Origin of the sequence: Aquirufa originis, assembly GCF_042714495.1 — a bacterium.
GTDB classification, from domain to species: Bacteria; Bacteroidota; Bacteroidia; order Cytophagales; family Spirosomataceae; genus Aquirufa; species Aquirufa originis.
Genome location: NZ_JBBKXY010000002.1, coordinates 54,048 through 75,277, shown reverse-complemented (window position 1 = coordinate 75,277; position 21,230 = coordinate 54,048). Strand labels below are relative to the sequence as shown.

Below are 21,230 nucleotides of genomic sequence, written 5' to 3'. Positions count from 1 at the left end.
TTAGCGGTTAAACAATAAGCGTTTACCCGTTTTACTTTCGTCGAAAGCACCTTGTGAATAGGCCAGATGCCCAGAAACAAACGTATGCTCCACGGAAGCAGACAACGTGTGTCCCTCCAGAGGTGACCACCCGCATTGGTATAGGATATTCTCTTTTGAAACGGTCAATGGTTTGTTTAAATCCACGATGGCTAAATCTGCCCAATACCCTTCACGGATATACCCACGCTCTTCGATTTGGAAGCAATCAGCCACTGCGTGCGCTGTTTTTTCGGCGATGAGCTCGAGGCTGATGTGACCTTCTTTGGCCAAATCAATCATCAACAATAAAGGATGCTGGACTAAAGGCAAGCCAGATGGCGACTTCCAAAAACTCTGCGATTTCTCCTCCCAGGTGTGTGGCGCGTGATCCGTTGCAATAATATCCAATTCCCCAGACAAAAGAGCCTTGCGCAAAGCGGTCTTATGGCGCGCATCTTTGATGGCCGGATTGCATTTAATTTGATTACCCAGCGTGTCATATTGGGCCGCGTCGAACCACAAATGGTGTACACAAACTTCCGCGGTAATCTTCTTGTCTTTCACCGCTTTACCGGTCTCGAACAAGGCTAATTCCTCCTCCGTCGAGATGTGTAAAATGTGCAAGCGCGTGTTATTTTTCTTGGCTAAATCGACCGCCATCGACGACGAAAGGTAGCAGGCTTCCTCGTTTCGCACTAAGGGGTGGATGTAGGCCGGCGCGTCTTCTGGGTATTTTTCTTTGAAAAGTTCCGTGCGTGCGCGCACTGTGGGCTCATCTTCGCAGTGCGTCGCGATGAGCATTTCGCAGCTGGAGAATAATTTCTCTAAGGTCTGCTTGTTATCCACTAGCATATTGCCGGTGGACGAACCCATAAATATTTTGATGCCGCATACATCGCGGGAATTGGTTTTTAACACCTCTTCTAGGTTGTCGTTGCCGGCACCCATAAAGAAGGAGTAGTTGGCCAAAGATCCAGCCTCCGCTATCGCGTATTTGTCCGCCAATAATTCTTGAGTCAATGCATTAGGCACCGTGTTCGGCATCTCCATAAAACTGGTGACGCCACCCGCCACAGCTGCCCGCGCCTCGCTGGCAATCGTCGCTTTGTGGGTTAAACCGGGCTCTCTGAAATGTACCTGATCATCAATCATTCCGGGGAAAACGTGTTTCCCGTGTAGGTCTAAAACGACATCCCCCGCAGCAGGGCTAATATCTGCGGCTATTTTCGCAATTCGACCATCTGCGATGCGTATGTCGGAGGCAATGATTCGCCCTTCATTAACGATTTGGGCATTTTTTAAAACGTAATTAGTCATTCAGATCAGTGATTTTAAATTCAGTTCGGCGGTTTTCTTGGTGTGCTTCTTCGCTGCAATCGACGCCATCAGAACAACCGTTGATGAGTTGCGTTTCGCCATAGCCTTTGGCTTTTATACGTGACGCTTCGATTCCGTGCTCGATGATGTATTTGACAGCTGAATCAGCTCTTCTTTGGGACAATTTCAAGTTATAGCTCGCACTCGCCCGAGCATCCGTATGGGATCCTAATTCGATAGAAACGCCAGGATTGTCCTTTAATACTTGAACGATTTTGTCTAATTCTGCCGCTGCATCTGGGCGAATATTGGACTTATCTAGATCATAATAGATCGGATTTACGTCAAATAAGGCGCCTAACTCTTCTCCCACTTCAGCAAGTCCCAGCGTAATTTTATGGTCAAAAGTCGTGTCCGTTAATTCTTTCTTCAATAATTGCTTCGGAATCTCGCGGCCATCCATCAAGAATTCACTGCGCTTGGTCAAGTATTTCTCTTTGCTGGCGTTGAAGCTGATTTGGTCTGCCGGATTTAAGTCGATGATGTCAAGGTAACCTTCGGCATTACTAAATTGAACCGGTTGAATTTCTCCATTGCGCTTAATACCCACTTTCGCCTTCGCAATTGGCTTATTGCGCTCATTAACAATCTGTGTTCTCAAATGGTATAAGGCCACTTTCGCAGCTTCTCCGCTCTCCGAGATCATGATTTCGTTAGACCACCAGCGATCCTCTGATCCAGTGGATTCAAAATAATAGATATCGTCATCGCCTTTGCCTCCCACCCGATTAGAGCTGAAATAACCTTGCGTGGAATCTGCTAAAAACAACCCAAAATCATCTCCTACCGAGTTAATCGGAACGCCTAAATGTTCGATTTGAATTTCATCTCCACTGCGACTCGCCACAAAAAGGTCTAAGCCACCTAAACTCGGATGACCATCCGAAGAGAAGTACAATTTACCGTCCTCAGAAACATATGGAAATAGTTCATTGCCACGTGTATTAATGGTGGAGCCTAAATTAATGGGTCTTCCAAAACGCCCCGAATTATCCATGGGCGCCCGGTACAAATCCAATCCGCCTTTTCCGCCTCTTCTATTTGAGCTAAAATAAAGCGTTTTCCCATCTCTAGAAAAGGCCGGACTCCCATCCCAACCAATCGAATCCGAAATCGCTAATCGTTCTGGGGTAGACCAGTTGCCATCTCTTTTGGTCGAAATATACAAATCCACATCCGGTGAAGGATCCTTGCTTTTACCTGAATTCCCGCGTGCAAAAACCATCGTATTTCCATCCTTAGAAAAGGCTGGCGTCCCTTCGTTTGCATTCGCATCTAACAGATTCGCGCTGAATAACTCGAGCTTTTCAATTTCTCCCGGGCTTTTCAATCGTGCTTTATACAAGCCTAAAAAAGGCAGACCATTATTTTTATAGATCAAGGGCTTCTTTGAACTCGTTAATATCAGCTCGTCGCCTATTTTAATAGGACCAAATTCTGCCTGATTCGTATTTCCCACCAATCCTTGAATCTTCACCGGACTCGGCTTTTTGCTGTATTCTTCTACTGCTGGTAAATTTTCTAACTCGATTTCAGCTTTCACCACCAGCTCACGCGAAGGTTTAGAATCGATAAATTCTTTCAGGTATTTGCGCGCATCCGCATATTTTCCGTTCGCTTTTGCGGCGTAGGCGAGGTGTAGATTGATGTTTTTGTCGTCGTAGCCCTTTTCTTTGGCAATCAAATAAAACGGCGTTGCATACTGAATGCGGTTCGAAAGTCGATAGGATTCCGCCACGAAATAGTTCGTTTCTTTTGCTCTGTAGTTGCGTTGGGCCAAAGGCTTCACCTCCCGAATCGTCCACTCATATTCCCCCAATTCAAAATTTTGCTTCGCCTTTTTGAACAATCGAGCATCATAATTACAGCCGCTTAACACACCTGCAACAACGATCAAAAAGAGGTAAATGCTTGAATTAAATGGCTTTACGAATTTCATAGTGGACTAATGTAACGTAAAAATAAATACAAACCGGATTATTTTCTGTACCTTTGCCTAAATTTCGACAATCGAAACCAAGATGACAAACGTTCGTCCTCTTTTATTCCAGCAGTGATGTTGTACCATTATGAGAAAAAGAATTTCAAACGACGATAACCGTCGTGACAGCCGACCATCAGAAGGTCGTGCATCCACAGGAAGATCTACTAGCAGATCAGATAGTCCTCGCGAGTTTAGAGGACCACGTAGTGACTCAGGAGCTCCACGTGAGTTCAGAGGCCCACGCAACGATTCAGGTGCCCCACGTGCACCACGTTCCGAATCATCCAATCGTTTTTCAGGAGAACGCAAACCATTTGATGGAGAGCGCAAGCCATATCAAGGTGGAGAACGCAAACCATTCAATCGCGATAACCGCGAAGGAGGCGGAGAGCGTCGTTCATTCGGGGATCGTAAGCCATTTGATGGGGAACGCAAACCATACCAAGGTGGCGGCGAGCGTAAGCCATATCAAGGAGGCGAACGCAAACCATTCAATCGCGATAACCGCGAAGGTGGTGAGCACAAGCCATACCAAGGCGGCGAACGCAAGCCTTTTGGCAGAACAGAAAATCCAACACGTACACCCTATAAAGGAGATAATCGCTGGGATCGCAATGCGGCCCCTAAGGTAGAAGGTTCGGAAGAATCGACGAAACCACTTGATGAGAATCCAACAGCGCGCATCGAGCGTCGCTACGAGGAGCGTACAGAACGTTTTGCAGACCGCGAAGAACGCCCAGAAGGCTCTCGCAATCCGCGTTATTCAGATCGCGAGACCTTTAAAAGTCGCTCGCGTTTTGATGCTGGTCCTGCCTACGAACCACAATACAAATTAGATCGCTATAAGGAGCGTGCTCCTTCGAAAATCCAGAAGAAAATCGCTCAAACCGATCGTCGTTCTGACGAAATTCGCTTAAATCGCTACATCGCTAACGCGGGAATTTGTTCTCGTCGTGATGCGGATAAGTTAATCGAAGCAGGTGAGATTAAAGTAAACAACAAGGTAATCACCGAAATGGGTTACCAAGTGATGCCTACGGATATCGTAAAATACGGTAACCGTAAGTTGAACCGCGAAAAACCCGTTTATTTATTATTAAATAAGCCCAAAGACTTCTTAACCACCACTGAAGATCCAAACGATCGCAAGACCGTAATGGAATTAGTGAAGAACGCGACAGAATCGCGTATTTACCCGGTGGGACGTTTGGATAGAAATACGACTGGTTTGTTGTTGATTACGAATGATGGGGAATTAGCGGATAAATTGACGCACCCATCGAACGAAATCGAGAAGATTTACCAAGCGGAATTAGACAAGCCATTGACAGACGAAGATTTCGAGAAAATCAAAGAGGGTTTAACCTTGGAGGATGGCGAAATTAAAGTAGATGATTTGGCCAAAGTAACTCCAGACGGTTACGTGATCGGAGTGAAAATCCACTCCGGTAAAAACCGTATCGTTCGTCGTATTTTCGAACACTTAGGTTACGAAGTGACTAAACTTGACCGCACGACTTTTGCCGGCTTGACTAAGAAAGACCTTCCACGCGGAAGCTGGAGATTCTTGACGGAAAGAGAATTAGTGAAGTTGAAGTATTTGATGTAGTCGCAGCGGAGCTGCGACAGTCGCCGCAGGCGGCTTAGTCAAAGAGTCGCGACTTCGTCGCTTAGTCATCGCTTCGCGATTTAGTCGACTATCGACTAGTGACTATCGACTAACAAAAAACCCGCTGAAAGAATTCAGCGGGTTTTTTGTTTATCAGCAGGGTTTTTTGTTTTAGATATTCATCAACGACTCTCTGCGTCTCATCTTTCCAGCTGGAATACCGAACATCATCTTGAAACGACGGCAGAAATAGGCCGTGTCTTTGTAGCCCACTTCGGAGCCGATGGCGCGGATAGACTTCTTCGTTGTGCGAAGTAAACCTACTGCCGCTTCCATGCGTTGGTACTCAATATAATCTTGTGGGTTGATACCCGTTAACATCTTGAAATATTGGCCTACGTAGTCTTCTGAAACGTTAGCGACGTTTGCCAAAACCTTATTAGATAAATCACCACCCAAATGATCCTTGATATAAGCGAAGATATCGATTAAGCGTGGGTCTTTAAAGTATGTCGAGTTAGTAGCTAATTGCTCTACGAATAAACGGTTCTCAATGATGTAACGAATCACTTCAATGACGATCTCTTCCGTTTTGATCTTAATGATACGTCCTTTACCGATCGCGTCAGATAGATCCTCTTCTAAGATTTCACGGATGGTTGCCGCTAATTTATCATCCCGTTTGATTAAGAACGGTGGAATGTCTAGCGAAGTAAAGAAGTTCACTGAATCGAAAACTTTCGCTTCGAAGGCTACCATTCCGAACGAGTTCGGTTGGGTTCCGATAAGTGAAGCGTCGGTGTTTTGGTCAAAGTACAATTCCCGATGCGTCATGAACTCTTCATTGTTCACCGCTTTCGGTTTTTCTGCGTTTCCGTAGGTTACGCTGATCATTTTACCCCCTGGGATAAAAAGCATATCGCCTTCCTCCACTGGAGTCTCCTCCTCGCCAAATGAAACCTCCCCTTTGTACAATATCAAGAGTGAATTTTCTACGTCGTAGAAATTCTTGATACGAATCGGTTGTAATATTCTAATGTTTCTCGCTTTGATGAATTTAACACCTAAGGACTCGATGATCTTGTTATAATCTTCCATAATGTATCACCAAAAGGTGTAATTAATACGATTTTTCTACTAAACTTGGACAAAACTAATAAATCAGATAATAATTCCAAATTATTTTGTCGATTAATTTGCCCCTTTTGTCCTATTTTTTTTCAACGATTTTATTGTAATATATTAATAAGACGTGGATTTTTTGATTTAGGTAATTCTACGCTCCTGCTTTGGCCTATTTTATAATTATTTCGTGGAAAATGTAAAATTCGATTTTTTTAAAATTTTAGCTCATTTTTTATGTAAATTTGTGTTTTACTATCACAAAATCAGATGGGCTTATTTAATTTTCTTTCGAAGGATATTGCCATGGACTTAGGTACGGCAAACACCTTGATTATTCACAAAGATCAGGTTGTTGTAGACGAACCTTCGATTATCGCTTTAGATCGCAATACAAACAAAGTGTTAGCGGTGGGTCGCCAAGCGATGATGATGCACGAGAAAACGAATGACAATATTAAGACCATCCGTCCCTTAAAAGATGGGGTGATTGCTGACTTTACCGCGGCTGAATTAATGATGCGTGGTTTAATCAAGATGATGGATAAAGGAAATTCTTTCTTTTCTCCAGCCCTACGAATGGTAATTTGTATTCCTTCTGGCATCACAGAGGTGGAGAAAAGAGCCGTAAAAGACTCCGCAGAACACGCTGGAGCACGTGAAGTGTATATGGTACACGAACCGATTGCTGCGGCGATTGGTATCGGAATAGATATTGAACAACCGAATGGATCCTTAGTCGTGGATATCGGAGGTGGTACTACGGAGGTGGCGATTATTTCCTTGAGCGGAATCGTGGTTGAAAACTCGATTCGTGTAGCTGGGGATGAGTTTACACGTGATATTAAAGATTATTTGTTGCGTGAGCACAAGCTGGTTATCGGTGAGCGTTCAGCGGAGCAAATCAAAATTCAAGTAGGTTCTGCCTTGCCGGAATTAGAAAATCCACCAGCGGATTTTGAAATCCGTGGTCGTGATCAAATGACCGGTATTCCTAAAGAAATCTTGATCAACTATTCAGAAATCGCTTATGCCTTAGATAGCTCAATCACGAAAATTGAGGTAGCGATTATGGAGACTTTGCAAAGAGCTCCAGCGGAATTATCTGGAGATATCTTCCACAACGGTATTCATTTAGCGGGTGGTGGTGCGATGTTACACGGATTAGATAAGCGTATTGAGAAGAAGACTCAGTTAAAAGTACATGTAGCTGACGATCCGTTGAAAGCGGTAATCCGTGGTACAGGAGAAATCTTGAAAAACTTAGAGAAATACCGTCCGGTATTGATTACCTAGTAGGGGATGAATCAACTGTTTGAGTTCTTATTGCGTCAGCGAAACCTGCTATTGTTTGTTCTGCTGCAGTTGATCAGTCTTTGGTCTGTGTTTACGTACAATAATTACCAACATACCCTCTATTTTAACACCACGAATGCCTGGGCGGCGTCTATTTTGTCCACGCGTCAAGAAGTGGCATCCTACCATCAATTACGGGAGATTAACGGCGAATTAGCATTAGAGAATCAAAAACTGCATCAGCAAGTATTTCAATTGCAAGCGCAGGTTCAACAGAAAGCGGATTTGCCGGTATTTTTCAGCAAGGCATCCCTAGATCGTTATAAGCCTATCGCGTGTAAAGTGATTGATCAGAGTACGAGGAATTCGCAAAATTATTTAACGATTGAAAAAGGCTATTTAGATGGTATCAAACCAGGCATGGCGGTTATTTCTTCAACGGGAGTGGTAGGGAAAGTCATCTCTTGCCAAGCAAATTTGTCCTTAATCGTATCTGTTTTACACACTAGCAATACTGTTTCTGCTAAAATTAAGTCATCAGGGGAATTAGGTTACATCAAATGGCCTGGCTATCAACCCGAAGTGGCCGAGTTAATGGATGTTTCGAAATACAAAAAAGTAGTAAAAGGGGATACCATCGTTACCTCTGATTATAATGCGGTTTATCCGCCAAATGTTCCCATTGGTATTGTAGCAAAAGTAGGATTGCAAGACGATGGAACTTTTCATGATATCAAAGTGATGTTATTGACCCATTTCTCCACCTTACGCTATGTGTATGTGATTGAAAATAAGTTTGCGGGTCAACAAGCGAAATTAGAACAAGCTAAACCTAAAATCGACTAAGATGAACGCTACCTTTCAATACAAATGGTGGATCGCGGTCGTTATAACGATTGTCGTGCAACTTTTGTTTTTGCGTGATTTGGCCCTGTTTTATTACGGATTTTGCTTCATTTATTTGTGGGCTATTATTAAAGCGCCTATCGAAACGCCTCCTGTTTACCTGATTGTAGGAGCTTTTGTCTTGGGATGGTTATTAGATACCTTTTATAATACCCATGGGATGCATGCGTTCGCAACAGTTTTAATTGCGTGGCTACGTCCTACTTTTTTCAATATCTTGACGCCTGCGAATGGATACGATGAGCGTTCTTCGATCAGTTTGGCGGAGATGAAGTGGATGTGGTTTTTCCCTTATTTGGCATTGATGCTCTTAACGCATCACCTGGTGCTATTTTTACTGGAGGCGAGTGATTGGAGTCTTTTTGGCCTGAGTCTATGGAAAGCCTTTCTGAGCACTATGTTAGGCGCAATCGTATTTACCTTATTGGAGTTATTCAACAAGGGGAAATAAGTCTTTTTGTCACCTTTTCTTTTTGGCGTTTAAATTGTAGGCATGCTGGTATCTTATCGATAAACCGCCATGAGTACAGAAACGAGTTCAGCCGTTGCGCTGACTGAATCGCAAGCCAGAGCACTCTTCGAAAAGGAGTTTGTGCCGCATATGGATGCGATGTATAATTTTGCCCTTCGACTGACGAATGACGAGGACGATGCGCACGATTTAGTGCAGGACACCTGTATGCGTGCTTTTCGATTTATCGGTTCTTTTGAGCCAGGTACGTATGCCAAAGCCTGGTTATTCCGCATTCTCAAGAATAATTTCATCAACGATTACCGCAAGAAATCCCGTGGCCCGTCCAAGGTAGAATTCGAATGGGTGGAGCAATCCTTTGCGGGTGATGACGATCCAGAACCTGCATTCCAGGCAGATTTGCAGGCGGAAACGGTGAATGAAATGCTAGGCGATGAAATCACCTCTGCGATTCAAGCTTTACCTGTTGACTTTAGAATGATCATCATTTTGTGTGATTTAGAGGAGTTTAGCTATGAAGAGATGGCCAAAATTCTGAATATCCCCATCGGGACCGTGCGTTCACGACTTCACCGTGCGCGAACCTTTTTGAAAGAAACCTTAGCTACCTATGCTGCAAAGAAGGGCTACAAAACTGACATGTTGTCAGCCTAGCCCGGAACTATTTTTTTACGATCCATGTTTAAAAACGTATGAAGACGAATTGTTCCCATCAACCAGAGTGTATGAAGTTGATCCAACGCATCCTTGATAAGGAGGCGACAGCGGAGGAGGAAGCCCGTTTTTTAGCGAATAAAGACCATTGTTTGCCTTGCAGCGAGGGTCATAAACTTGAAATAGCTTTACGTAAAGCCTTAAAGTCAACCTGTACGTCTACCTGCCCCACCAGTTTGCTCGATAGCATTCGTTCAAAAATATCGTCGATTGTACTCCTTATATTGCTCTTAATTCCCTTATTTTGTTGGTTCATTTAATCATCGAAATTTTTGGAAGGCAAACTCATCATATTTTCGGCCCCTTCGGGCTCCGGTAAAACCACCATCGTTAAAGAATTATTGGCGCGCAATGCAAATTTGGGCTTCTCGATCTCTGCCTGTACCCGCGATAAGCGTGGTCGTCACGAAGAGCACGGGAAGGACTACTATTTTTTGACGCCAGATGATTTTCGCGCTCGCATTGCAAATGATGAATTTGTAGAGTGGGAAGAGGTATATGCAGGGGCCTATTATGGCACCTTGAAGTCGGAGATTGAGCGGATTTGGGCTTCTGGGAAACATGTGATTTTTGATGTGGATGTGCGCGGAGGTTTGGCCTTAAAGAAGTATTATGGGGATCGTGCCTTAGCCGTTTTTGTGAAAGTGCCTACGTTGGAAATTCTTGAGGAGCGTTTGCGTTCACGGGGAACGGAAGATGAGGAGGCATTATCAAAGCGAATTTTTAAGATGAAATTTGAATGGTCTTTCCAGGAACAATTTGATGTGATTTTAGTAAACGATAAGCTCGAGGACGCGGTGGCAGAAGCGCAAGATTTGTTTGATAAATTAACAAAATAATGAAGGTAGGCCTGTTTTTTGGTTCGTTTAACCCGATACATCAGGGTCATTTGATCATTGCGCAGGCGGTGTTGAATCAAACGGAGGTTGACCAAATCTGGTTCGTCGTTTCTCCTCAAAATCCCCACAAGAAAAGTAAATCCTTGTTGCATGAATTCGATCGATTAGACCTGGTAGAGCGGGCCATATCCGATAATTACGCTTTCAAATCATCTAATATTGAGTTTCAATTACCTCGTCCCTCTTATACCATAGACACGCTCGTGCATTTAGCAGAGCGTCATCCGGATACGGAGTTCAAGTTAATCATAGGGGGAGATAATTTAGAACAGTTCAAGAGCTGGAAAAACTATCACCAAATACTTGATTATTATGGTCTCTACGTCTATCCGCGGGGCGAAGAACCGGCATCGGATTTATGGGCACATAAGAACGTTCAGCGCATTGAAGCACCTATTTTACACATTTCAGCTACTTATATCAGGGCCTGTATCCAACAAGGTCAGTCGATAAAATATCTAGTTCCTGATGAGGTGGAGGCCTTAATCTCCTCCAAAAAATTCTACCTTTAGGCCTTTCCGCCTAATCAATGATCTCCTATTTTTCTCGTTTTCCTTTTGTCCGAATTTTGCTGTTTTGGATGCTAGGTATCCTGCTTTCTGGATTTGCTTATTGGCCTCTTTTAGGTGTTTTGGGTTTTCTTTTGCCGGGGAGAGTTAGTAGAAGTGCCGGCATCTCCTCCTTGATTGTCGTTTTTGCGATGGCCTGGACGGAGCGGCTGCAACCTGTTTTGCCTGCTTTGCCGAGGAATGGTTTTGTGTTTCGAGTGGATGGATCCGTAGAGGAGAAACCGAAGTCGTGGTCTGTGTTAGCTCGCTGTATGGGCTCACGAGATTCGACGCGGGTATGGTCTTCTTCCTCTGGATTATACAGGCTTTATCTCGCTAAAACATTACCTAAACCCCAGGTTGGTGATGTGTATGCCGTGCGGCAAGCGGTCGAGCCTTTCCCCTTGCCCCTTTTTCCTTTTGAAAAGGATTGGGGTGCCTATTTTTCCCAAAAGGGAATAGGCGGATCTGCTTTTGTTTCGCTCGATCGAATTCGGCTCATTGAAAAAGGAGGTGTAGAGCGGACTTTTTTTGAAAAGGCTCAGGCGCATTTTGTGGGCTTACTTGAACGGGCTTTCGAGCCGGGGCGAGATCGAGACGTGGCCGAGGCGATGCTTTTAGGAGTGAAGACGAAGATTGATTTCGAGACCTTATCTGCTTATTCGGCTTTAGGTGCGATTCATATATTGTCTGTTTCGGGTCTTCATGTCGGGCTATTGTATATGGGATTGAGCCTTTTATTGGGTTTCTTGCTTAAACGGCGGCCGTTTGGACCCTATGTGTTTTTTGGATTGATGATGGCTTTGTTATGGTGCTATGCCGGGATTAGTGGCTTTTCTTTGCCGGTGCTGAGGTCTGCTTGGATGTTTTCGGTGATATTGTTTGCTAAAACCTTTCTTCGAAGGCAAGAGAGCCTGAATACCTTGGCTTTTAGCGCCTTCGTTCTATTGTTCTTGCATCCGGCGTCCTTATTTGATGCGGGGTTTCAGTTATCTTATTTAGCGGTTTGGGGATTAATTGCCTTTCAACAGCGCTGGGCTTCAGTTATCCAGTTCAGAGGTCGGCTTCACTGGCAGTTGACCCAAATTTGGGAATTAACCTGCGTGGCCTTAGCAGCTCAAGTATTTACCTGGCCTTTGATTGTGTATTATTTTCATCAATTGCCGCATCCACTTTCCTTCTTTCTGTTGAATCCTTTCTTGATTTTATTCTCCTCTATCGCCTTGTTTCTAGGTTTTTTGCTGTTGGCGATAGGTTCTTTTTTGCCCGAATGGGCTTTTCAACCGTTGGCTTATTTATTGAAGTCAAGTTTTCAACTTTTACATGGTTTGATGTTTAGTTGGGTGGAACGCGTCACATCCGTAATCCCCTTTTTGCGGATTTCGCTGCTTGAAATGGGATGTTATTTCGTGGCGATTGCCTTACTCGTTTGGGCGCCGCGTCGCTGGAAAGTGTGCGCGTGCATCACGCTAATTTTTTGGCAAACACCTGAAACGATACCTCAGGCTTACCTAAGTGCGTTTAAAGGAGAAGCCGTTTGGGTAGAGAATGAAGGGGAGAAATCCATTGCTTCTTTGCCTGCGAGTACGGACCCTGCCTGGATTCAGGCGCACTTAAGTCCGATGTGGGCGAATGTAGGGGTGAAGGATACGCTGACGCGTAGGTGGCCTGTTAAGGGTAATCTACAATGGAAATACCGAAGTGAATCGTTTGCATATGTGCGCATCCCCACGGAATCTCGGGGGCAGCTGCATTTGATTTTAGGGAAGGAATTAAAATATCGGAACCCAGTGTGGCTAAAAAGTTGGCGACAGGCCACGTGGTATTTTCTAAAGCGACCATCGGTGTATTGGATGGGGGAGCTGAAGCCTTACTTACCTTCGCGGTATTATTTTTTGGATGAGCAACCTGCGTTTAGACCATAAAAAAAGGCTGCCGGTGAGGGCAGCCTTTTCAGGATTAGCTTGGCTTCTTTTCGTTACGCTTACGCTCACTTGGATCTAACCAAATTTTACGCATACGTAAAGACTTAGGAGTGATTTCTAAGTATTCATCCTTTTGGATAAATTCCATACACTCTTCTAATGAGAAGTTTAATTTAGGAGCAATTTTGGTATTCGAATCCGTACCAGAAGCACGCATATTCGTTAATTGCTTCGCAGCTTGAAGGTTCACTTCGATGTCATTTTGGCGATTGTGCTCACCTACTACCATCCCTGTGTATACTTCTTCACCTGGATCGATGAAGAACACCCCTCTATCTTGTAATTTATCAATTGCGTAAGGAATCGCGGGACCTGTGTTCATTGAGATCAATGATCCGTTGATACGGCCTGGAATTGCTCCTTTGAATGGTTCGTAAGCGATGAAACGGTGAGCCATAATTGCCTCTCCAAAGGTAGCCGTCAATACTTTAGAACGTAAACCAATCAAACCACGAGATGGAATGTTGAATTCTAAGTGTTGTAAGTCACCTTTAGGTTCCATAATCAACAACTCACCTTTACCTTGAGTCGCTAATTCGATCACTTTACCTGCAACTTCTGCTGGAACGTCTACTACTAATGATTCTACTGGTTCTAAACGCTCGCCGTTTTCTCCTTCTTTGAAGATAACCTGAGGCTGACCTACTTGTAACTCATATCCTTCACGACGCATCGTTTCGATCAATACAGACAAGTGAAGAATACCACGACCGAATACTAAGAATTTATCTTCGCTTTCTGTTGTAACTACTTTCAAGGCTAAGTTTTTCTCTGTCTCTTTGAAAAGACGATCACGTAAGTGACGAGAGGTAACTAATTTACCTTCTTTACCAAAGAATGGAGAGTTGTTAATCGTGAACAACATATTCATCGTAGGCTCATCAATCGCGATACGCGCTAATGCCTCTGGATTTTCTGCATCTGCAATCGTGTCACCGATTTCGAAATCTTCGATACCTGTTACTGCGCAAATTTCACCACACTCTACTTTCTCTACTTTTACTTTTCCTAGACCTTCGAAAACTTGAAGTTCTTTGATACGCATTTTCTTCGTTGTGCCATCCGCTTTGCAAAGGGAGATTTGCATCCCTTCTGTCAACGTACCACGCTCTAAACGTCCGATCGCGATACGACCTACGAATGAAGAGTAATCTAATGACGTAATCTGCATTTGAGGAGTACCTTCTTGTACTTTAGAAGCTGGAATGTGCTCGATGATCGCATCTAACAATGGAATGATGTTATCTGTAGGTGTTTTCCAATCAGTACTCATCCATCCTTGCTTAGATGAACCATAGATACAAGGGAAGTCTAATTGATCTTCTGTTGCTTCTAAGTTAAACATCAAGTCGAAAACACTTTCGTGTACTTCGTCTGGACGACAGTTCTCTTTATCTACTTTGTTTACAATAACGATAGGCTTTAATCCTAACGCAATCGCCTTCGAAAGTACGAAACGTGTTTGAGGCATCGGGCCTTCAAAAGCATCCACTAACAAGATAACGCCATCAGCCATACGTAGAACGCGTTCTACCTCACCGCCAAAGTCGGCGTGACCAGGTGTATCGATAATGTTGATTTTTACTCCATTGTAACGAACAGATACGTTTTTAGACGTAATCGTAATCCCTCTTTCTCTCTCTAAGTCGTTATTGTCAAGGATCAAATCTCCAAATTCTTGATTTTCTCTAAAAATCTTGGATGCATGAATGATTTTGTCAACTAGGGTCGTTTTACCGTGGTCAACGTGGGCAATAATGGCAATGTTGCGAATGCTTTGCATAAAAATGTATTCGTTGAATGAAACGAAATTCCTTTAATTGGGAAATTCAAGGTGCAAAGGTAGGGATTATTTCTTTGAAAAGTACTATTAACGCTTTAAGAAACAAGCGCTTTCGGATTATTTTTCGCCACTTGCGTGGAGACGTTCGCTTGGATTTTTGCTAAAATGCCGTTTGCGTCGATTCCGCATAGGGCATACAATTCTTTTTGCTCCCCGTGCTCGACGATTTCGTCTGGAATTCCAAGGCGAATAAGTTGTGAAGTATAGTGGTGATCTACCATAAATTCCGCAATCGCAGATCCAAATCCACCTTGAATCGCTGCGTCTTCTACCGTGATTACCTTCTTGAATTGTGTAAATACGCGGTGCAATAACTCCTCGTCTAATGGCTTTACAAAACGCATATCGAATAAGGCCGGTTTTAAGCCAAGTTCACGCGCCATTTCGCATGCAGCTATCGCTTCGTTTCCAATGTGACCTATCGATAAGATGGCAATTTCCTCGCCTTCTACCAATTGAACCCCTTTCCCAATTTCAATTTCTTCGAAGTTTGTTCTCCAGGCTGGCATTACACCTTCGCCACGTGGATAGCGAATGGTGATGGCTTTTTCGTGGTTTTTGAAGGTATCTAAAGAAGCCGTGAACATGATGTTTCGCAGTTCTTGTTCATTGCGAGGAGCAGCTACAATCATGTTTGGTACACAACGCATGAACGCTAAATCTAGTAATCCATGGTGTGTAGGGCCATCCGCTCCCGCTAAACCAGCGCGGTCTAAACAGAAAATGACGGGTAATTTTTGCAAGCAAACATCGTGCACGACTTGGTCATAACCGCGTTGCATGAACGAACTATAGATATTACAGAAAACGGTTAAACCTTGAGTCGCTAATCCCGCAGAGAACGTTACCGCATGTTGTTCCGCGATTCCAACGTCAAAAGCGCGATCTGGCATCGCCCGCATCATGATATTCAAGGAAGATCCTGACGGCATCGCTGGGGTAATACCCATGATTTTCGGATTCTTCTCGGCTAATTCTAATAAAGTATGGCCAAAGACCTCCTGGTATTTAGGAGGCTGAGGGTCATCGTAGGTCTTTTTGTGGATTTCTCCGGTCGTCTTATCGAATTTGCCGGGAGCGTGCCACAAGGTTTGATCTTTTTCAGCTAGCGAATATCCTTTGCCCTTTGTCGTAATGCAATGCAAAATTTTAGGGCCAGGAATATCTTTTAAGTCGTTTAGAACCGTTGTTAAGTTATCGATATCGTGACCATCGATAGGGCCAAAATACCGCAAATTTAAAGATTCAAACAGGTTACTTTGCTTTAATAAGGTCGCTTTCAGTCCATTCTCGATCTTAGAAACGATCTCTTGGGCCGTTTTGCCAAACTTGGACATCTTGCCTAACAGATTCCACACATCGTCTTTCACCTTGTTGTAGGTATGCGAAGTCGTGATATCTGTTAAGTATTCTTTTAAGGCACCCACATTCGGGTCGATCGCCATGCAGTTATCGTTCAGGATAATCAACATGTTATTCGGGATATCGCCTGCGTGGTTCATGGCTTCGAAAGCCATTCCCGCCGTCATCGATCCATCGCCGATCACCGCGATGTGTTGTCTGTGTGTTTCTTTTTTGTAACCGGAAGCTACGGCCATCCCCAGCGCTGCTGAGATGGAAGTAGAGGAGTGCCCTACGCCAAACGTGTCAAAGGGACTTTCGGAGCGTTTCGGAAAGCCCGAAATGCCGCCCATTAAGCGATTTGTGTGAAAATTTTCTCTGCGTCCGGTTAGGATTTTGTGCCCGTATGCTTGGTGTCCTACATCCCAGACTAATTGGTCATCTGGTGTATTAAACACATAATGTAAGGCAACAGTTAACTCGGTTACGCCTAAGGAAGCCCCAAAATGGCCCCCATTCACCGATACGTTATCAATGATAAATTGACGCAATTCGTCACAAACTTGAGGTAAGTCTGATTTCGGCAACTTGCGCAAATCCTCCGGTGTGATGATTTGGCTAAGTAAAGGACCGGCTTCAAATTGCATAGACGCTTGTGATGATGGATAGTGAAAGATTAACCTTACAAAGGTAAAAATGTTTTTAAGCCTTAGTCATTTTTTTGACTCGCTTTGAATAATCTTTTTTGTTCAAAGTCCGTTAGGCTATCGTAACCGGACTGTGATATTTTGTCCAAAATGGCATTCAACTCCTCCTCCGGTACGGTTTCGAGTTCTTTTCTCGGTTGTACTTTTTTGTGAACTGCCTGCGCAAATTCTTTGATTTTTATTTCAAATATCGCTTGGGGGCGGGAGGCGGCTAAGAAGTTTTTGGCAAAAATAAATCCCAATACCGCTCCGCCTAGGTGTGCAATATTTCCACCGGCATTTGCCCCAGTCGTCTCAATGAAAGACCATAGGATATAAAAAGCCGAAATGTATTTAATGCGAACCGGGCCTAATAATAACAAATGTACTTGGTAATTAGGCTTGATCGTCGCTGCCGCTACCACCACCGCAAACACGCCAGCTGAGGCGCCATTGAGGAAAGTTGGGCCTTTGGCAATGAAAAAACTCACTGTGTTCATCGCTAAAAGAAAGGCTGCCGCACCCGCCAAACCACCATAAAAGTAGAGTTGAACGAGCCGCTTATTTCCGATGAAATCCTGGATAATGATGCCGAACCAATACAGGAACATCATATTGAAGATGAGGTGGAAAACCTCAATGTGCAAGAAAAAATAGGTAATCAGGCTCCAGGGTCTTTGAATTAGTAAGTCGAGCGCTGAAGGAAGTGAAACCTGCGTAAAAAAGACATCAAATAATTCCGATTTTCCAGCAATTAATAGACCGACACGGGCCACCATTAAAGCCACGAAAATGGCTCCGTTGGCTATAATAATTTTCATCAAGCCTTGTTCAGGCTGCTGAATAATATTTTTTATATCGGTCCAAATGCTGCGCATCTTAATAGAAGCTATCGCGTTTTTGTCTCCAAATCAACAATAAAATGACCGCAAAAAGCATCCCGCCTAAATGAGCAAAGTGTGCCACATTATCGCCCTCCGCAGCCGCTTTTCCAGCCCATAATTCATAAAAGGCAAAGCCCATCACGAGGTATTTCGCTTTGACGGGAATCGGAATTGGGAAAACGAACATCTCCGAGTTAGGGAACAAATAGCCATAGGCCATCAAAATGCCAAAAACTCCACCTGAAGCTCCCACAACCGGGTTTTGGGTGGTGTAATATCGGTAATGTTCGATTGCTCCTATGGTATTCAATTTTCCTTCGTTGATCGCTGAACTGCCATCAAAGCGGTTGAAATAATCTAATAGGAAATCAGAATTGGGATTCGAAATCGCTAATTCCAAGGCCTTACGAATGCTCGCATAGTCATGGAAATATTGGATAGCTTCGTGCAACAAACCTGCTCCTACGCCACAAAACAGGAAAAAGAACAAGAAGCGCGGACCACCCCAAATACGCTCTAAGATTGATCCGAACATATAGAGCCCAAACATATTCATCAATAAGTGCATGAAATTCGCGTGCACGAACATGTAGCTGATGATTTGGAAATAATGAAATTTGCTCGATTGGAAAAAATACAAGGCGAATAAATCATCCGGAATGAAGGCTGATCCTAAGAAGATAGCGACATTCACGAAAATCAAATTTCGTACGGTGGGTGTTAAATTTCTTAGCATATCTTATTCTTCGTAACCCCAGTCAATGGAGTTTTTCATGTCTTTAATCAATAATCCAGCAGATTTGAAGGCGCCGCGAATTTCATCTACTTTGTCGTATTGTCTACTTTCCTTGAAACCCTTATACAGCTGAAGAAGTTCATCTGTCAAACCATTCATATCAGCAGGGACCTCTTCTATAATCCCCAGGACGTCCTCTAAAATGCTGATATATGAACGCTGTAAATTCGAAAATGTTTCAGCAGAAATGGATTCGAAAGCTAATCCACCCGTATAAAGTGAATTGATTTTTTTCAACAAGGTAAATAAGTGGGCAATCGCTACCGCCGTGTTCAAGTCGTCATTCATTCCGTCATAGCAGCCTTGAATGGCGTCATTGATCTCCTTTTCTTGAGCGGCATCCGGATTCGCTGTGATATCTGAAGGATAAGCTAACTTCTTAATAATGCGCAAACCGTTTGCGATCTTCTTATATCCTTTTTGAGCTGCTTTTAAGGCATCGTTCGAGAAGTCCAAAGTGCTGCGGTATTGTGACTGCAACATAAAGAAGCGCACCGTCATGGGGCTATAAGCCTGATCTAATAGCGGATGATTTCCGGCAATTAACTCTGCCGGCAGAAACGAGTTTCCTAGGGATTTACTCATTTTTTGGCCATTCACCGTTAACATATTGGTGTGCATCCAGTAACGTACCGGAGCGCGATCATAAGCCCCTTTTGCCTGTGCAATTTCACATTCGTGGTGCGGGAATTTTAAATCCATTCCACCGCCGTGAATATCAAATGTGTCGCCTAAGTATTTGTGGCTCATGCAAGTACACTCTAAGTGCCAGCCCGGGAAACCCTCTCCCCAAGGAGATGGCCAGCGCATGATATGTTCTGGTGCGGCTTTTTTCCAAAGCGCAAAATCCAATGGACTGCGCTTCTCACCCACACCATCTAAGTCACGTGTTTCGGTTAATAAGTCTTCAATCACGCGGCCAGACAGATGTCCATAATTGCCGCCATTTTTATTGTAAGCTTCAATGTCAAAATACACCGAACCATTCGATTCGTACGCTAAACCTTTTTCAATTAAGGATTTCGTGGTCTCGATTTGCTCCACGATATGTCCTGTTGCCGTAGGCTCTATGTTAGGAGGAAGCAGATTGAACTTTTCTAATACTTGGTGGAAGTCTTGGGTAAAGCGATGAACGATCTCCATCGGCTCTAATTTTTCCAATTTGGCCATCTTCCCAATCTTGTCCTCGCCCTCATCGCCGTCACCCACTAAGTGACCTACGTCCGTAATGTTACGTACATAACGCACCTTATATCCAATATGCAATAAATAGCGATTTAAGATGTCAAAAGACGTAAACGTGCGCACATTACCCAAGTGTGCATAATTGTATACCGTGGGTCCGCAGACATAAAGTCCCACGTGATTTTCGTGTATCGGGGTGAAAAGTTCTTTTTCACGACTCAGGGTATTGTATATTTTTAAGGGCTGCATGGTAAGCGGATCGTTTCTGATCGAAAGGGGATAATAAGGAATTAAAATTAATTGGATTCTTTTAATTCACCAAACCCAAACGCAATTCATTACCTTTGTATGTTTTTTCGCATTCTAACGTTATTCGCATGTTTTTGAGAGAAGTAGGAGACGACGCTCGACTAAAAAAGACCTTTTTGGAATTCCCGGTTCAGCTCTATGCCAGCGATCCTAATTGGATTCGTCCCTTAGATAACGATATTTCATCGGTATTCGATCCGCGTAAGAATCCTCATTTCAAGCAAGGGGAGGCGATCCGTTGGATTTTGTTTTCGGAATCAGGGGAAGCCATCGGTCGCGTGGCCGCTTTCTATGAGCGAAATACAAAAGAGGGGGAAGTTCCCGTAGGTGGAATGGGTTTCTTTGAGTGTATCGAAGACGAGAAAGCAGCGTTTATGTTATTTGAGGCATCTCAAAATTGGCTAGCGGAGCGAGGAATGGAGGGGATGGATGGCCCGATTAATTTTGGGGAGCGCGATAGTTTCTGGGGGTTGATGGTCAAAGGTTGGGAGTTTGAGCCTACCTATAAGATGCCTTGGACAAAGCCCTATTACATTCCGTTCTTCGAAAACTATGGTTTTCAAGACTATTTCCAACAATACGTATTCGTTTCACCCATTGCAGGAGCGAATGTGACGCAGGGAATCGAAGAAAAAGCACAACGCATTTTTGAGAATCCTGATTACGTTTTCCAACACATTGAGAAGAGTAATCTCTCGAAATATGCAGAAGATTTTCGTTTCATTTTCAATGCCGCTTGGGCGAAATTCCCTGGCGTAAAGGAGATGAGTTCGGAATCTGCCCAAAAACTCGTGAAAACCATGAAGCCCATCATCGATGAGCAATTACTCTGGTTTGCCTACACGACTGACGGAACGCCGGTAGCGTTCTTCATTGTGATCCCCGATTTGAACCAAATCGTAAAACACCTAAATGGAAAATTGAATTGGTGGGGCATGATTAAATTCCTTTTATTGAAATTAAAAGGAACGTTGACCCGTACATGTGGGGTGATTTTTGGGGTTACTCCAGATCACCAAGGTAAAGGGGTTGAATCTGCCATCGCTCTTCGTTTCCGCGAAGTCGCTCGTACAAATCCTTTCTATCCGTATTCCACCATGGACATGAACTGGGTGGGTGATTTTAATCCTAAAATGCTTCGCTTTGTCTCCCAATTAGGAGCCACAAATGATAAAACTTTTATTACATACCGTAAATTTTTCAATCCAAATCAACCCTTTAGCCGTTGTCCTAAAGTAGGTTAAATAATTAAT

The 21,230-nt window shown here is 43.7% G+C and carries 17 protein-coding genes; 9 read left to right on the top strand and 8 right to left on the bottom strand.

The genetic code is table 11. The annotated features are described in order from the left end of the window. The gene (locus tag SKC35_RS05720) at nucleotides 1-1,338 is read right to left on the bottom strand and encodes a dihydroorotase (protein ID WP_377978460.1); all 1,338 of its coding nucleotides are present in this window, start codon (nucleotides 1,336-1,338) and stop codon (nucleotides 1-3) included. After that, nucleotides 1,331-3,337, bottom strand: coding sequence for a CHU_0125 family OmpA-like outer membrane integrity protein (locus SKC35_RS05715; RefSeq protein WP_377978459.1), 2,007 nt, complete (start codon nucleotides 3,335-3,337; stop codon nucleotides 1,331-1,333). The genes SKC35_RS05720 and SKC35_RS05715 overlap by 8 nt, the downstream gene beginning before the upstream one ends. Nucleotides 3,338-3,467: 130 nt before the next feature. On the opposite strand from SKC35_RS05715, the gene SKC35_RS05710 reads away from it, so the two are divergent. Then, nucleotides 3,468-4,991, top strand: coding sequence for a pseudouridine synthase (locus SKC35_RS05710; protein WP_377978458.1), 1,524 nt, complete (start codon nucleotides 3,468-3,470; stop codon nucleotides 4,989-4,991). A 171-nt stretch (nucleotides 4,992-5,162) separates the two neighbouring features. Here the strand turns inward: SKC35_RS05710 and SKC35_RS05705 are convergent, their stop codons facing one another. Then, nucleotides 5,163-6,089: a helix-turn-helix domain-containing protein gene (locus SKC35_RS05705; RefSeq protein ID WP_130922635.1), complete on the bottom strand. Its 927-nt coding sequence runs from the start codon at nucleotides 6,087-6,089 to the stop codon at nucleotides 5,163-5,165. A gap of 294 nt (nucleotides 6,090-6,383) precedes the next feature. On the opposite strand from SKC35_RS05705, the gene SKC35_RS05700 reads away from it, so the two are divergent. The 7 genes from SKC35_RS05700 to SKC35_RS05670 all read left to right on the top strand — a co-directional run bounded on the left by SKC35_RS05700 (nucleotide 6,384) and on the right by SKC35_RS05670 (nucleotide 12,873). Continuing rightward, complete coding sequence (locus SKC35_RS05700) at nucleotides 6,384-7,409, top strand: rod shape-determining protein (protein WP_130895380.1); 1,026 nt, start codon at nucleotides 6,384-6,386, stop codon at nucleotides 7,407-7,409. A 6-nt stretch (nucleotides 7,410-7,415) separates the two neighbouring features. Then, nucleotides 7,416-8,255, top strand: a complete 840-nt coding sequence (gene mreC, locus SKC35_RS05695) for a rod shape-determining protein MreC (RefSeq protein ID WP_377978457.1) — start codon at nucleotides 7,416-7,418, stop codon at nucleotides 8,253-8,255. Nucleotide 8,256: 1 nt separating this feature from the next. Then, entirely contained in the window at nucleotides 8,257-8,766 is a 510-nt protein-coding gene (locus SKC35_RS05690) for a hypothetical protein (RefSeq protein ID WP_377978456.1), read from the top strand. Nucleotides 8,767-8,835: 69 nt separating this feature from the next. Continuing rightward, nucleotides 8,836-9,441, top strand: a complete 606-nt coding sequence (locus SKC35_RS05685) for a sigma-70 family RNA polymerase sigma factor (RefSeq protein WP_377978455.1) — start codon at nucleotides 8,836-8,838, stop codon at nucleotides 9,439-9,441. A gap of 332 nt (nucleotides 9,442-9,773) precedes the next feature. Then, the gene (gene gmk, locus SKC35_RS05680) at nucleotides 9,774-10,340 is read left to right on the top strand and encodes a guanylate kinase (protein WP_377978454.1); all 567 of its coding nucleotides are present in this window, start codon (nucleotides 9,774-9,776) and stop codon (nucleotides 10,338-10,340) included. Continuing rightward, the gene (gene nadD / locus SKC35_RS05675) at nucleotides 10,340-10,912 is read left to right on the top strand and encodes a nicotinate (nicotinamide) nucleotide adenylyltransferase (protein ID WP_377978453.1); all 573 of its coding nucleotides are present in this window, start codon (nucleotides 10,340-10,342) and stop codon (nucleotides 10,910-10,912) included. The genes gmk and nadD overlap by 1 nt, the downstream gene beginning before the upstream one ends. Nucleotides 10,913-10,929: 17 nt before the next feature. Next, nucleotides 10,930-12,873 (top strand): ComEC/Rec2 family competence protein, encoded by a 1,944-nt coding sequence (locus SKC35_RS05670; RefSeq protein WP_377978452.1) that lies wholly within the window; start codon nucleotides 10,930-10,932, stop codon nucleotides 12,871-12,873. 34 nt (nucleotides 12,874-12,907) lie between these two features. On the opposite strand, the gene typA is transcribed toward SKC35_RS05670, so the two are convergent. The 5 genes from typA to cysS form a co-directional block, all read right to left on the bottom strand. Further along, the gene (gene typA, locus SKC35_RS05665) at nucleotides 12,908-14,716 is read right to left on the bottom strand and encodes a translational GTPase TypA (RefSeq protein ID WP_130922640.1); all 1,809 of its coding nucleotides are present in this window, start codon (nucleotides 14,714-14,716) and stop codon (nucleotides 12,908-12,910) included. Between the two features lie 95 nt (nucleotides 14,717-14,811). Further along, complete coding sequence (dxs, locus tag SKC35_RS05660; protein WP_377978451.1) at nucleotides 14,812-16,764, bottom strand: 1-deoxy-D-xylulose-5-phosphate synthase; 1,953 nt, start codon at nucleotides 16,762-16,764, stop codon at nucleotides 14,812-14,814. A 62-nt stretch (nucleotides 16,765-16,826) separates the two neighbouring features. Then, entirely contained in the window at nucleotides 16,827-17,624 is a 798-nt protein-coding gene (locus tag SKC35_RS05655) for a rhomboid family intramembrane serine protease (protein WP_377978450.1), read from the bottom strand. A gap of 58 nt (nucleotides 17,625-17,682) precedes the next feature. After that, nucleotides 17,683-18,423, bottom strand: coding sequence for a rhomboid family intramembrane serine protease (locus tag SKC35_RS05650; protein WP_377978449.1), 741 nt, complete (start codon nucleotides 18,421-18,423; stop codon nucleotides 17,683-17,685). Between the two features lie 3 nt (nucleotides 18,424-18,426). Beyond that, nucleotides 18,427-19,917, bottom strand: coding sequence for a cysteine--tRNA ligase (gene cysS, locus SKC35_RS05645; RefSeq protein WP_377978448.1), 1,491 nt, complete (start codon nucleotides 19,915-19,917; stop codon nucleotides 18,427-18,429). A gap of 128 nt (nucleotides 19,918-20,045) precedes the next feature. On the opposite strand from cysS, the gene SKC35_RS05640 reads away from it, so the two are divergent. Then, a complete protein-coding gene (locus tag SKC35_RS05640) occupies nucleotides 20,046-21,221 on the top strand; it encodes a hypothetical protein (RefSeq protein WP_377978447.1) in 1,176 nt (391 codons plus the stop codon). The last annotated feature ends 9 nt before the right edge of the window (nucleotides 21,222-21,230 follow it).

Coding starts and splice junctions, on each gene's coding strand:
- SKC35_RS05640 (WP_377978447.1), top strand. CDS start 20,046: ATGTTTTTGAGAGAAGTAGGAGACGACGCTCGACTAAAAAAGACCTTT.
- SKC35_RS05670 (WP_377978452.1), top strand. CDS start 10,930: ATGATCTCCTATTTTTCTCGTTTTCCTTTTGTCCGAATTTTGCTGTTT.
- SKC35_RS05655 (WP_377978450.1), bottom strand. CDS start 17,624: ATGAAAATTATTATAGCCAACGGAGCCATTTTCGTGGCTTTAATGGTG.
- dxs (WP_377978451.1), bottom strand. CDS start 16,764: ATGCAATTTGAAGCCGGTCCTTTACTTAGCCAAATCATCACACCGGAG.
- typA (WP_130922640.1), bottom strand. CDS start 14,716: ATGCAAAGCATTCGCAACATTGCCATTATTGCCCACGTTGACCACGGT.
- SKC35_RS05685 (WP_377978455.1), top strand. CDS start 8,836: ATGAGTACAGAAACGAGTTCAGCCGTTGCGCTGACTGAATCGCAAGCC.
- mreC (WP_377978457.1), top strand. CDS start 7,416: ATGAATCAACTGTTTGAGTTCTTATTGCGTCAGCGAAACCTGCTATTG.
- cysS (WP_377978448.1), bottom strand. CDS start 19,917: ATGCAGCCCTTAAAAATATACAATACCCTGAGTCGTGAAAAAGAACTT.
- SKC35_RS05720 (WP_377978460.1), bottom strand. CDS start 1,338: ATGACTAATTACGTTTTAAAAAATGCCCAAATCGTTAATGAAGGGCGA.
- SKC35_RS05715 (WP_377978459.1), bottom strand. CDS start 3,337: ATGAAATTCGTAAAGCCATTTAATTCAAGCATTTACCTCTTTTTGATC.
- SKC35_RS05705 (WP_130922635.1), bottom strand. CDS start 6,089: ATGGAAGATTATAACAAGATCATCGAGTCCTTAGGTGTTAAATTCATC.
- SKC35_RS05710 (WP_377978458.1), top strand. CDS start 3,468: ATGAGAAAAAGAATTTCAAACGACGATAACCGTCGTGACAGCCGACCA.
- SKC35_RS05690 (WP_377978456.1), top strand. CDS start 8,257: ATGAACGCTACCTTTCAATACAAATGGTGGATCGCGGTCGTTATAACG.
- SKC35_RS05700 (WP_130895380.1), top strand. CDS start 6,384: ATGGGCTTATTTAATTTTCTTTCGAAGGATATTGCCATGGACTTAGGT.
- nadD (WP_377978453.1), top strand. CDS start 10,340: ATGAAGGTAGGCCTGTTTTTTGGTTCGTTTAACCCGATACATCAGGGT.
- SKC35_RS05650 (WP_377978449.1), bottom strand. CDS start 18,423: ATGCTAAGAAATTTAACACCCACCGTACGAAATTTGATTTTCGTGAAT.